Here is a 13,172-nt window from a genome sequence, read left to right as displayed (position 1 = left end):
CTTTCCCGGCTTCCCAATGGCCTGTCTCACCTCGGCAATCGAACCGCTGCGGGCCGCCAATGAAATCGCCGGAGAAGAGGCCTTTCGCTGGAAAATTTTGGCCGAAGATGATGCGCCTATTGCCTCTTCTGCCGGTGTCTGCTTTGCCCCGGACCTGCGCCTGGCAGAGGCCACTGGACCCGAAACAGCGCTGGATCATGTCTTCTTTGTCGCAAGTCCCGACGGGTGCTTTGAGGACCCGATCAAGGCCAACGCCGCTCTGCAGCGCCACCTGCGTGCCGGGGGCCGCATTGGAGCTTTCAGTGGTGGTATTTTCCCGCTGGCGCGCAGTGGTTTGATGGCTGGCCAGCCAATGTCGGTCCATTGGTGTTACGAGGCCGCTTTTCAGGCTGAATTCCCCGAAATCGACATCCTGCAGACTGTACTGAGCGATCAGGGCGCCTGTCAGACGGCCTCGGGTGCGGCGGCGGTGTTTGATCTGATGCTCAACCATATCGAGGCCCGTCTGGGTCCGGCCATCACCACAGAAACCGCCTGCTGGTTTCAGCACCCCTTTGTGCGCGGTGCCTCGGTACGTCAGAAATTGCCTGCTCTGGGCAATGCCGCCAGCCACGACATGCTCCCCCCCAAAGTAGCGCAGGCAATCGAGGTCTTTGCCCGCCACATCGAAGAGCCAATCCAGATCAGCGCGGTCGCTGAAGAAATCCATATGTCATCGCGCAGTCTTGAACGCAGTTTCAAACGTGCCACTGGCCAAAGCCCACTGAAGTACTATCGGCAAATGCGCATGAAGGAGGCACGGCAGCTGGTGCTCTATGGGCGCGACAGCATCACCAGCATTGCCTATACGGTTGGCTATAGCTCACCTGCCGCCTTTCAGCGCCACTACCGCGAAATCTATGGCATCAGCCCGCAAAAGGAACGCCAGGCCAAGACATCGCTAAAAATCACCGACGACAGCGTACTGCCGTCGATGTAGGATTTTTGCAGCGCCTCAAAGTGCTGATTTTGCCGCGCCAACCAGCGCATGATGCAGCGAGGCTGCCGAAGACCGCGGCCCCAGCACAGCCACCGCTTCCGCCGGTTTCAGGCACCAGACAAAACAGCCCAGATGCTCCAACCGAACCCGACGGGCATCACCGCTTGCCAGACTGGCCAGATCAACATTGCACAGCCGTTCCAGGACCGCTGTCAGCCCCGGACCAGACAGATCAAACCGGCACCAGCCGTCTGTTTGTTCACTGATAGAGCCAGCATCACCGACGGCCTGTTTCAAGGCCACCGCCAGATCCTCATGGCTGTCATGTGGGGCCGAGATCATCCACTGAACCGGTCCCATCCAAAAACAAGAAAAGGGATCAGATAAATGCCCCTGCCCCGGTTCCGGCAGATCAAAGCCGAGATAGGCTTTTGCCTGCTCAGCACACTGCACGTCGCGCCCCAGTCTTATCGAAAGGCTGGCGAGGGCAAAATCGGGGCGTTCTGAGATCTCCAACCCGTCAAACTGATCGATCTGGGGTGTGTCCGCACCAAGGGCGGTCATGGGTTTGAGATTATGCACGAAGACGTTCCCCTTCCGGATCGATGAAATGTGCCGAGACCACTTCGACCTCAACAGTCTGGCCTTCCAGCGGGTTTGCCGCGCGCAGCACCTCGCCAAGGCGATTGGCCCCATCCTTGAGGAAACCAATGCCAATCGAGCAGCCCAAGTTGGGTGAGAAACAGGCCGAGGTGACATAGCCCTGATCGGTGGTTGCACTGATCTCGCCGCTGGCGTTCATCAGATGTGCACCCGCTGTCACGGGATCATGAGCCTTGATCGGCTTAAAGCCAACCAGGCGCAGACCACTCTCATCGCTCAGCCCCGAACGTTCGCTCAGGGTGTTGCCGATGCAGTCTTTCTTTTTGCTGACCATCCGGCCAAGGCCAAGGTTAAGTGCTGTGGTCGTGCCGTTCAGCTCATTGCCGGCAGCATGGCCTTTTTCAATCCGCATCACGCCCAAGGCTTCGGTGCCATAGGGTGTCACATCGAACTCTTCTCCGGCCTCCATCAAGGCGCGTACCAGACCATCTCCATAGCGGGTTGGCACCGCGATTTCATAGGCCAGCTCACCCGAGAACGAGATCCGGAACAGGCGCGCCCGCAGCCCCCCACAAACGGTGATCTCACCGCAGGCCATGAAGGGGAAGCCCGCGTTGGAGATGTCCACATCGGCATCAACGATTTTTTCCAACAGCCTGCGGGCATTGGGACCGGCCACGGCATATTGCGCCCAGGCCTCGGTGGTGGAGATCAGCTGCACATCGAGATCAGGCCAGAGACACTGACGCGCAAATTCCATATTGCGATAGGCCAGCACCGCATTGGCGGTGGTGGTGGTGACGACGAAATGATCTTCGGCCAGACGCGCGGCGGTGCCATCGTCATAGGCAATGCCATCTTCGCGCAGCATCAGACCATAGCGCACCTTGCCCACCGGCAATTTGGCAAAGGCATTGGCATAGACCTTGTTGAGGAAGGTGGCAGCGTCTTTGCCCTGCACGTCGATCTTGCCCAGGGTGGTCACGTCGCAGACACCAACCGATTTGCGCGTCTGCAAGACTTCACGATCCACCGACTGACGCCAATGGGTCTCGCCCTGTCTGGGGAACCACTGCGCCCGCAGCCAGTCGCCCACCTCGGTGAAAACCGCGCCCTTCTCTTCGGCCCAGGTATGTGAGGGCGTCTTGCGGGTCGGGTGGAAGTGCTTGCCCGTGGCGCGTCCCGCCATGGTGCCCATGGGCACGGGCGTGTAGGGCGGGCGGAAAATGGTGGTGCCGGTTTCAGGGATGGTTTTGCCAGTGAGTTCAGCCATCACAGCCAACCCCAGCATGTTTGAGGTCTTGCCCTGATCCGTGGCCATGCCAAGCGTGGTATAGCGCTTCAGGTGCTCAACAGAGACAAAGTTCTCCTGATGCGCCAACCTCACATCCTTGACGGTCACATCGTTCTGCTGATCGACCCAGGCACGGGATTTGCCGCCCTGAACATGCCAGAAAGGTTTCAAAGCAATCGGCGCATCTTCCGCCTGCGGCAGCTCAGCGGGTTTAGCTGCAATGCCCAGCGCGTTCAGAGCAGCGACTGCCCCCATAGCGCCGCCCGCCAGGGCCTGCGCGGTTGAGAGCTGACCATTGGCGGCGCCTGCAACCGACATGCCACTTGGCAGATCGGGTCCGGGCACAAAACCCGCGAGGTCGGCATTCCACTGCGGTCGCCCACGCTGGTGACAGGTCAGATGCAGATTTGGGTTCCAACCGCCAGACACAGCCAGGGCACCGCAGTTGATCTTGCGGGTCTGCCCATTGGCGAGACGCACGGTGACAGACGTGAGTCCCAGACGGCCTTCGGTGCCAATCACCTCTGCCCCGGCCAGCAGCTCAGCCCCCACAACTGCAGACGCATCCGCGCGTACATCAATGACGGCAGGTACTTTGACGCCCTTGGCGATCAGATCCGCAGCCGTACGGTGGCCATCGTCGTTATTGGTAAAGATGGCGATCTCCTGCGCCGGAGCTGCAGCCCAGCGGTTCACATAAGACCGCACAGCCGAGGCCAGCATCACACCGGGGCGATCATTGTCGGCAAAGGCAATCGGGCGCTCCATTGCACCCGCGCAGAGCATCGCCTTCCGCGAATAGATCCGCCAGAGGATCTGACGCGGCTTGTCGGCAATGGTTTGCGGTAGGTGATCCTGCACGCGTTCGACTGCACCATAGATACCATGATCAAAAGCACCAATGACAGTGGTGCGGGTCATCAGACGCACGTTGTCGAGGCTGGCCAGTTCCGCATGGGCCTCAGCCGCCCAGTCAGAACCGGATGCATCGCCCAGCGTCAGGGTCTCAGCATTGAGACGTCCGCCCATGCGGAAGTCCTCATCTGCGAGGATCACCCGCGCGCCAGAACGACCGGCGGTCAATGCAGCGGCCAGACCAGAAGGCCCGGCACCGATGATCAGCAGATCACAATGCAGAAAACCCTTGTCATAGAGATCCGGGTCTTCCTCAAAAGAGATAGAGCCCAGGCCGGCGGCTTTGCGAATGATTGGCTCATAGACCTTTTCCCAGAACGGTTTTGGCCACATGAAGGTCTTGTAGTAGAACCCTGCGGTCAGGAAATTGCTGAAACGGTCATTTACCGCCATGGCGTCAAAACGCAGCGAGGGCCAGGCGTTCTGAGCATTGGCCTCAAGCCCCTCAAACAGCTCGGCCACGGTGGCACGGGTGTTGGGCTCTTGCCGATTGCCCTGGCGCAGCTCGACCAGCGCATTGGGCTCTTCTGAGCCAGCGGTCAGCACGCCGCGGGGGCGGTGATATTTGAAAGACCGGCCCATCAGGCGCTCGCCGTTGGCAAGCAAAGCCGAGGCCAGCGTGTCGCCCTCGAACCCTTTGAAGCTGCGACCGTCAAAGCGGAAGTTCAGTTCTTTGTTGCGGTTGATCTGGCCGCCAGTCAGTCGGTTGATCTGGTTCATTTGCTGCGCCCTCGCGCTCGGGCCACATCGCGGGCCAGTTCTACCTTGGTGATTTCATGGGTCAGAGTATTGCGGGTCACCACCAGCCAAGAGCGATCCCCAGTCTCGTGAAACCACAACTCGCGGTGCTCACCTGCCGGGTTTTCGCGCAGGTAGAGATAGTCGTGAAACGTCTCTTGCGCGTCCTCGGCCTGCCAGTCGGGGCGGTCGATCAGGCTGGCGTCGCCCAGATAGGTGAATTCCTGTGCGTCACGCAGACCCAACAGGGGATGGTCGATCATCATCGCTCAAAATCCTTCTTTCTGGGTCAATGCAGATTGGGTTGGGCGCCCTGGCCCTTTTCATCAATCATGTGACCGGTACGGAACCGATCCAAACGATAGGCACGGGCCACCTCATGCGGGGTATCCGTCGCCATCAGATGGGCAAAACACAGACCCGAGGCAGGCGTCGCCTTGAAGCCGCCGTAGCACCAGCCCCCGTTGAAATAGAGGCCATCGATAGGGGTGCGGTCGATGAAGGGAGACCCATCCATCGACATATCCATGATGCCGCCCCAGCTGCGCAGCAGGCGCACCCGGCCCAGCGCCGGGATCAGAGAGATACCGCTTTCCAGCACGTCCTCGACCACTGGCAGATTGCCGCGCTGTGCGTAGGTGTTGTACATGTCGATATCGCCGCCAAAGACCAGCCCGCCCTTGTCCGACTGGCTGCAATAGAAATGGCCCGCGCCATAGGTGATGACACCAGGGATAACCGGCTTCAGCCCTTCGGAGACAAAGGCCTGCAATACGTGGCTTTCCAGTGGCAGGCGCAGACCCGCCTTTTCCATCACCCGGCTGGAAGAGCCCGCCACGGCAACGCCCACCTTGCCCGCGCCGATGAAGCCGCGTGTGGTTTGCACGCCGAGGCATCTGCCACTCTCGATCCTGAAGCCGGTGACTTCGCAATTCTGGATGATGTCGACGCCACGCCGATCCGCACCCCGAGCATAGCCCCAGGCCACCGCATCGTGGCGCACGGTGCCGCCACGCCGATGCAGCAAACCGCCCTTGATCGGGAAGCGGGCGTTTTCAAAATTGAGAAAGGGATAAAGCGCGCGCACGCCCTCGGTATCCAGCAACTCGGCATCATCGCCCGCCAGGAGCATCGCATTGCCCCGCCTGCGCGCCGCATCACGCTGCGCATCCGTGTGCACCAGATTCAGAATACCGCGCTGTGAGACCATGGCATTGTAGTTCAGATCCTGTTCCAGATCCTCCCACATACGCAGGCTGAGATTGTAAAAGGACTGGTTGCCATCCAGCAGGTAGTTGGAACGGACGATGGTGGTGTTACGCCCAACGTTGCCGCCGCCGATCCATCCTTTTTCCAGCACCGCCACCTTTGCGGTCTGATAGCGGCTGGCCAGATAATAGGCTGTCGCCAACCCGTGGCCACCACCACCCACGATGACAATATCATACTGCCCCTTGGGTTCAGGATCACGCCATGCGGGTTTCCACCCTTTGTGCCCGCTCAAGGCTTCCTTGATGATTCTCAGTCCGGAATAGGCCATTTTACCCTCACTAATCGCGCGATCAGTTGACCTGTTTTCCCACGACTAGACCGCGTCACTTTTGGACAAAATCGACTCCAAAACCGACAGCCCGGCATCACAGCCCCCGTCATGCCGCGCAGTGTTATAGAACTCTCCGCAGGTGCAGAATTGTGCAAAAGGCGCACAACATTCCGTAAGAAGCCTGTCGACTGGGTAAAAAATAGTCATTCCTTCCAGATAGCTACGAAATTTGGGAAACCTTCCTTGCCTCAGCTCGCAGAAATTTTTACCCTTTGGACAAGATCCGCCAAGGATCGGCATTTCAAATCGGGGGAATTTCATGACCAAATCCGTCTTGGGCGCGCTGTCACGCCGTCATTTTCTGACCACCAGCGCCGCTGCCGCTTTGACTGCTGGCCTCGGCCTCTCCCCAGCCAAATTGCTGGCTGCGGAGCCGATCAAAGTCGCCGGCATCTATACTGTTCCGGTCGAACAGCAATGGGTCAGCCGCATCCATGTCGCCGCCCTAGCCGCGCAGGACCGGGGCGACATTGCCTATACCTATTCCGAGAACACTTCGAACTCCGACTATTCCCGCGTGATGCGCGAATATGCCGAAAGCGGCTACACCATGATCATCGGTGAGATTTTTGGCGTCGAGGCCGAAGCCCGCGAAGTCATGGCCGACTATCCGGACGTGGCCTTCCTGATGGGCTCCTCCTTCAAGGAAGACGCGGCCGTTCCAAACCTGTCGGTCTTTGACAACTATATCCAGGACGCCTCTTACCTGTCGGGCATCATTGCAGGTGCGATGTCAAAATCCGGCAATGTCGGCATGGTTGGCGGCTTCCCGATCCCCGAGGTTAACCGCCTGATGCATGCCTTCATGGCCGGCGCGCGCGAAATGAACCCGGATATGAAATTCCAGGTCTCCTTCATCGGCTCCTGGTTTGATCCGCCCAAGGCCAAGGAAACCGCTTTTGCCATGACCGAAAATGGCGCTGATGTGCTCTATGCTGAACGCTTTGGTGTGTCGGACGCCGCCAAGGAAAAGGGGCTGCTGGCCATTGGCAATGTCATCGACACCCAGTCGGACTATCCGGACACGGTTGTCGCTTCGGCGATCTGGCATTTTGAGCCCACACTGGATGCGGCCATTGCCGCCGTACAGGCCGGGACTTTCACCGCCAAGGATTATGGCACCTATTCCTTTATGGCCCAGGGCGGCTGCTCGCTGGCCCCCTATGGCACCTTCAAAGACAAGATCCCGCAGGCCGCCCTTGATCTGGTGGCACAACGGACAGCGGCGATCAAAGATGGCTCCTTCACGGTGGCCATTGACGACAGCGAGCCCAAATCCTCCTGATCTGGGTCTGATCACATGAGCACAACTCAAAAGGCGCAGGTTGTCCTGCGCCTTCAGGGCGTGACCAAACGCTTTGGCCCAGTCACCGCCAATGAAAACGTCAGCTTCGATCTACACCGTGGTGAAGTCATCGCGCTGCTGGGCGAAAACGGGGCGGGTAAGACCACGCTGATGAATATTCTCTTTGGCCAATACACGGCTGATGCAGGATCGGTTGAGCTGTTCGGTGTTCCTCTGCCGCCCGGCGCGCCTCGGGCTGCGCTGGATGCAGGTGTTGGCATGGTGCATCAGCATTTCACCCTGGCCGACAATCTGGCAGTTTGGGAAAACATTGTGCTTGGGGTTGATCACCTCACCGCGCCCTCGCTGAAACCGCGTGAGGTAAAGGCGCGTATCCGCGATCTGTCACAGCGGTTTCATCTCAAGGTCGACCCGGATGCCCGTGTTGGGCAGCTGACCGTCGGCGAACGCCAACGGGTCGAAATCCTGAAAGCGCTCTATCGCGACGCCAGGATTCTGATCCTGGATGAGCCCACGGCAGTGCTGACCCCACAAGAGGCCGAGGCCCTGTTTGCCACCCTGCGTGAAGCCATAGCCAGCGGGCTTGCGGTGATTTTCATCAGCCACAAACTGCACGAGGTGATGTCGATCTCCCATCGCGTCATAGTGCTGCGTCATGGCAAGCTGGTGGCAGAACGCGCCACTGATACCACCAACCGAGAGGAACTGGCAGCGTTGATGGTCGGGGCCGAGGTCAGCGCCCCTACAATTGCGGCCAGCCCACCCGGCGCACCGCTTCTGTCGCTGCGCGCGGTCAGTACCCCCGATCAGGGCGCCGCACCGGGATTGAAGGCACTGGATCTGGATCTATGCGCCGGACAGATCACCGGGCTTGCAGGTGTGTCTGGCAATGGCCAGGCCGCGCTGTCTGACCTGCTATCCGGGCTGATCCGCCCCGCCAATGGTGAGATGCAGCTTCACGGCACCACACCGCACCGCTGGAGCCCACGCACCGCCATTGCCAATGGCATTGCCCGCATCCCCGAGGATCGCCACAAAACCGGCACCATTGCCGATTTCGACCTGACCGAAAATGCCATTCTGGAAACCTATGCCACCCGGTTCAGCCGTCGCGGCTGGATGAACTGGCCCAAGGCGCGCGCGTTTGCTGAAAGCCTCATTAAAACCTACGATGTGCGCTGTCCGGGGCCCGATATTCGCATTCGCCTGCTGTCTGGCGGCAATATGCAAAAACTGATCCTGGGCCGAGTGTTGGAAGAGGCCCCGGATATCATCTTGGCAAACCAGCCAGTTCGCGGTCTGGACATTGGGGCTGTCAACTATGTCCACAGCATGTTGGCACAGGCCCGTGATCGAGGTGCGGCCGTTCTGCTGATCTCTGAAGATCTGGATGAAATCATGCGATTGTCTGATGTCACGCACGTCATTTCCGAAGGCCGCCTAAGCCCTGCCTTTGCGCGGGGTACGATGCGCCCCGAAGAGCTCGGTAGCTGGATGGCCGGTCATGGTTTTGACAGCCACGGAATTACCCCAGGAGGCCCGGATGCGGCTTGAACCCATTGCATCCCCCAGTGCTGCCCGCCGCATTATGCCGCCTGTGCTGGCAATCCTGGCGACCGTTCTTGTCGCCTCCTTGCTTGCCATGGTCGCCGGGGGCAATCCTTTTGCGGTTCTGGGACTGATCCTCAAGGGCGCCTTTGGGTCGAAATTTGCCCTACTGGAAACCCTCAACAGTGCCACACCGCTGATCTTCACTGGTCTGGCCATCGCCGTCGCGTTTCGCGCCAAGCTGTGGAACATCGGGGCCGAGGCACAGCTCTATGCCGGAGCGGTGCTGACCGTGGTGCTCGGCACCGGCGCACTTGGCCTGCCCGCTTATCTGCTATTGCCGCTGTGCGCTGTGGCCGCCATGCTGGCGGGGGCCATGCTACTGCTGGGGCCTGCCCTGCTGAAAACCCGGTTGGGCGTTGACGAGGTGGTGACAACCCTGTTGTTCAACTTCATCTTTTTGCTGTTTGTGTCCTATCTGCTCGAAGGACCACTGAAAGATCCCATGGGCATGGGCTGGCCCAAATCCGCCCGCCTGTTGCCAGAAGCTCGCCTGCCCCGCATCGTCGAAGGGTTGCGGCTGCACTGGGGGTTTGCCCTGGCGCTGATCGCAGCCCTTGTGATCTGGGTGATCAACACCCGCACCACGCTGGGCTATGAGATGCGCGCGGTCGGCCAGAACGCCCAAGCCGCCGCCTTTGCCGGCATTCCGGTGACCCGCGTCATTCTCAAGACCGCGCTGCTTTCCGGCGGGTTAGCAGGGTTGGCGGGTTTCTCAGAAGTCTCTGGCCTGAAGGGGTCGCTCACCAGCGATCTCAGCCCCGGCTTTGGCTACACGGGGATCGTGGTGGCCATGCTGGCGCTCCTGCACCCGCTGGGCGTGGTACTGGCGGCGCTCTTTGTCGCGGCCATTTTTGTCGGGGCCGACAGTATGAGCCGCGCTGCGGGCGTGCCGAGCTATCTTGCCGACATCATGCTGGCCTCGGCCCTGTTGTTCATGGTGCTGGCGATCCTGCTGACCAAATTCCGCCTGCGGAGGGACTGACATGGATCTTCTCGATATTCTGCTCTCGGCCAGTTTCTGGGCTGCCGCCATCCGCATCGCTTCGCCTTTGATTTTTGCCACCCTTGGAGAGCTGATCTGCGAACGCGCGGGTGTATTGAACCTTGGAATCGAAGGCATCATGGTGGCAGGCGCCTTTGCCGGCTGGATCGCCGTCTGGGCCGGGCTCCCTCTTTGGGGTGGGGTCGCTGTCGCAATGCTGACCGGCATGATGCTGGGGCTGGTGCATTCGATCCTCAGCGTGCCCTTTGGCCTGTCACAGCATGTGGTCGGCATTGGTCTGACGCTGCTGGCAACCTCGCTGACCTTCTATACCTATCGCGTGGTCCTACCCGAGGTGTCATCGCCGCCCAAGATCACCGCCTTTCAACCCTATGAGATCCCGCTGCTGGCGGATCTGCCACTGGTTGGCCCAGCGCTGTTTTCGCAGACACCGCTGACCTATGCTGGCTTTATCCTCGCCGCGCTCACTGCACTGGTTCTGTATCGCACCCCACTGGGATTGGCGGTACGCGCGGCGGGGGAAAACCCGTCGGCAGTGGCAGCACAGGGGCTTTCGGTCACAGCCATTCGCATGGGCGCGGTCATTGTCGGGTCAGGCTTCATGGCTGTTGGTGGGGCTTTCCTGACTCTCTCGGCCTTTGACAGTTTCTTTTTCGACATGGTCAACGGCCGTGGCTGGATCTGCATTGCGCTGGTCGTCTTTGGGGCCTGGCGGCCTGGCAAGGCAGTTCTCGGGGCCATTCTGTTTGCCGCCTTTGACGCGCTGCAGATCCGCCTGCAGCAGACCGGCATCGGTGCCGTGGTGCCCTATCAGGTCTTTCTGATGTTGCCCTATTTCCTGTCCATTCTGGCGCTGGTGGTCATGTCCCGCCGCGCCGAAGTCCCCGCGGCACTGATGGTGCCCTTCAATAAGGGAGAGAGATGATGTTTGATCTGCTGATCAAAGGCGGCACCCTGCCCGATGGCACCCAACGCGATATCGCCATCGCAGGCGACCGGATCGCTGCCATTGCCCCTTCCATCGAGGGGGAAGCCCGCAAGGTCATCGACGCCACCGGCGATCTGGTCTCGCCTCCCTTTGTCGATCCGCATTTCCATCTGGATGCGACGCTGTCTTATGGCCTCCCACGAGTGAATGCCTCGGGCACGCTGCTCGAAGGGATCTCGCTCTGGGGAGAGTTGCGTGATCAGGCCACAGTTGATGAGATGGTCGCGCGCGCCCTCACCTATTGTGACTGGGCTGCCAGCCTGGGCCTGCTGGCGATCCGCAGCCATGTGGACACGACGCCGGATCACCTCAACACTGTCACCGCCATGCTGGAGGTGCGCGAAAAGGTCAAAGACTACATCGACCTGCAGCTGGTCGCCTTTCCGCAGGACGGGCTGTACCGCGCGCCCAATGGCCGCGAGAACCTGCTGCGTGCGCTGGATATGGGGGTCGAGGTAGTCGGCGGTATTCCGCATTTCGAACGCACCATGGCCGATGGGGCCGCCTCGGTCAAAGACCTCTGCGAGATTGCGGCCCAGCGGGGCCTGATGGTGGATATGCATTGCGACGAAAGCGATGACCCCCTGTCGCGCCATATTGAAACCCTCGCCTACGAGGCGCAGCGCCTGGGCTTGCAGGGCCGGGTTGCAGGTAGCCATCTGACCTCGATGCATTCAATGGACAACTACTATGTCTCCAAACTGCTGCCGCTGATTGCCGAGGCTGGAATTTCGGCCATCCCCAACCCACTGATCAATATCGTACTGCAGGGGCGCCATGACAGCTATCCGAAACGGCGCGGCCTGACGCGGGTCAAAGAGATGCAGGCGCTGGGAATCCCGGTCGGCTGGGGGCAAGACTGCGTGCGCGACCCCTGGTACTCCTTGGGAACCGGCGACATGCTGGATGTAGCCTTTATGGGGCTGCACGTGGCGCAGATGACCCACCCGGACGAGATGGCACGCTGTTTCACCATGGTCACCGAGACCAATGCCCAGATCATAGGCTTGCAGGAGTATGGTCTGAAAGTTGGCGCACTGGCCTCTCTGGTCGTGGTCGATGCCACCACCCCAACCGAAGCTGTACGCCTCCGCCCGGCCCGATTGGCGGTTGTCTCAAAAGGCAAAGTAATTGCCAAATCGGCACGCGGAGATGCCGCACTGTCACTGCCTGGACGCCCTGACACCATCCGACGGCGCCACAACGTTTAAATGCCGGAGGATCCAGGCATCTAACTGCTTAGCTACGACTTGCGAGAATGTTGAACGACCAGCGCCTTTGGCATGCGAAGTACGACACAATCGCCCAAGGAGTCTGGAGGCGATCCATCAAAAGCCTTTAAGGCCGCGCCATTACCTTCGCCTTGGTTTCAGCGAGATATCGGCTGCTGACTACATTAGCACACCCCCCCCCTTAAGTTGCATTTCCTACAGGCCCGAACTGCCTTTTTTCAAGCGTGCGACTGTTGCCGTCTCATCTATTTGCTACCCCATGTTTTCAAGTGCCAGGGGCCCAATCCAGGCACTATATTTCGGGCCCCTTCAGAGCCCCGAAACTCCGGCAAAAGAGGGCAAAGCCCGTAACCTGCCAATGCCACACAAACCACTGCAGTGGCCTATCAGGCGGGCCGCACCTTTCATCAAACCTGAGGTTTAGCGGAAGCCAGTTCCTGGCAACAGGCGCGCTCCGCCAAACACAAGGGGACCGCCCCTTTGGCATCGCCTTTACGTAAGATCCCTCAAAGCGTGTATTGCAAAGCCTTTGAAAAATTATAATAGTTCTCAATGGCGGTAAAAAAATTAATCACCTAATGGTAATTATAACGAACCTTCTTTATGAAGATACCAGCCAGTTGACACTGACATAGTTGAGTGATTGAGGTCAATGTGATGAACTCAAAAGGTAAGCTTCCGATCTCGGATCGCTTTTTGCCCATGAATAAAAAGTGGATTTTTGCATCTGCGGCTGTGGCAATTGACGGAGCAATCTTTGACCTGATGACACCTTTTGGTGTTGCCAGCGGTGTCATCTATGTAATTTTTATCCTAACCGCTTTCTGGTGGCGCTCTCCCTATACCCCGCATTTCCCAAGTAACTTGACGTTTTCGCGCCTCCAACGGCCACTAATGTGT

At 59.4% G+C, this 13,172-nt stretch carries 11 protein-coding genes; 7 read left to right on the top strand and 4 right to left on the bottom strand.

The features are described 5' to 3' along the window. Positions 1-16: 16 nt before the first annotated feature. On the top strand, positions 17-979 hold the full coding sequence (locus PH5382_RS13265) for a GlxA family transcriptional regulator (protein WP_058334880.1): 963 nt from the start codon (positions 17-19) through the stop codon (positions 977-979). 15 nt (positions 980-994) lie between these two features. On the opposite strand, the gene PH5382_RS13260 is transcribed toward PH5382_RS13265, so the two are convergent. From PH5382_RS13260 to PH5382_RS13245, 4 genes are read right to left on the bottom strand one after another with little or no spacing between them, the layout of a single operon-like run. Continuing rightward, positions 995-1,561: a sarcosine oxidase subunit gamma gene (locus tag PH5382_RS13260; protein ID WP_231751876.1), complete on the bottom strand. Its 567-nt coding sequence runs from the start codon at positions 1,559-1,561 to the stop codon at positions 995-997. Further along, complete coding sequence (locus PH5382_RS13255; protein ID WP_058334878.1) at positions 1,554-4,511, bottom strand: sarcosine oxidase subunit alpha family protein; 2,958 nt, start codon at positions 4,509-4,511, stop codon at positions 1,554-1,556. The genes PH5382_RS13260 and PH5382_RS13255 overlap by 8 nt, the downstream gene beginning before the upstream one ends. Continuing rightward, entirely contained in the window at positions 4,508-4,795 is a 288-nt protein-coding gene (locus tag PH5382_RS13250) for a sarcosine oxidase subunit delta (RefSeq protein ID WP_058334877.1), read from the bottom strand. Before PH5382_RS13250 ends, PH5382_RS13255 begins: the two co-directional genes overlap by 4 nt. A gap of 23 nt (positions 4,796-4,818) precedes the next feature. Then, a complete protein-coding gene (locus PH5382_RS13245) occupies positions 4,819-6,069 on the bottom strand; it encodes a sarcosine oxidase subunit beta family protein (RefSeq protein ID WP_058334876.1) in 1,251 nt (416 codons plus the stop codon). A gap of 322 nt (positions 6,070-6,391) precedes the next feature. Between PH5382_RS13245 and PH5382_RS13240 the strand changes: the two genes are divergently transcribed. The 6 genes from PH5382_RS13240 to PH5382_RS13215 form a co-directional block, all read left to right on the top strand. Then, a complete protein-coding gene (locus tag PH5382_RS13240; RefSeq protein ID WP_058334875.1) occupies positions 6,392-7,417 on the top strand; it encodes a BMP family protein in 1,026 nt (341 codons plus the stop codon). Between the two features lie 15 nt (positions 7,418-7,432). Then, the gene (locus PH5382_RS13235) at positions 7,433-8,992 is read left to right on the top strand and encodes an ABC transporter ATP-binding protein (protein WP_058334874.1); all 1,560 of its coding nucleotides are present in this window, start codon (positions 7,433-7,435) and stop codon (positions 8,990-8,992) included. Then, positions 8,982-10,031 (top strand): ABC transporter permease, encoded by a 1,050-nt coding sequence (locus PH5382_RS13230; protein WP_058334873.1) that lies wholly within the window; start codon positions 8,982-8,984, stop codon positions 10,029-10,031. The genes PH5382_RS13235 and PH5382_RS13230 overlap by 11 nt, the downstream gene beginning before the upstream one ends. A gap of 1 nt (position 10,032) precedes the next feature. After that, positions 10,033-10,977 (top strand): ABC transporter permease, encoded by a 945-nt coding sequence (locus tag PH5382_RS13225; protein WP_058334872.1) that lies wholly within the window; start codon positions 10,033-10,035, stop codon positions 10,975-10,977. Next, complete coding sequence (locus tag PH5382_RS13220; RefSeq protein WP_058334871.1) at positions 10,977-12,251, top strand: amidohydrolase family protein; 1,275 nt, start codon at positions 10,977-10,979, stop codon at positions 12,249-12,251. Before PH5382_RS13225 ends, PH5382_RS13220 begins: the two co-directional genes overlap by 1 nt. A 660-nt stretch (positions 12,252-12,911) precedes the next feature. Further along, positions 12,912-13,172, top strand: a 261-nt coding sequence (locus PH5382_RS13215; RefSeq protein ID WP_156414912.1) for a hypothetical protein, incomplete at its 3' end; no start/stop codon positions are given.

Source organism: Phaeobacter sp. CECT 5382 (genome assembly GCF_001457775.1).
Classification (GTDB): Bacteria; Pseudomonadota; Alphaproteobacteria; order Rhodobacterales; family Rhodobacteraceae; genus Pseudophaeobacter.
This window is presented reverse-complemented; position numbering and strand designations above follow the sequence as displayed.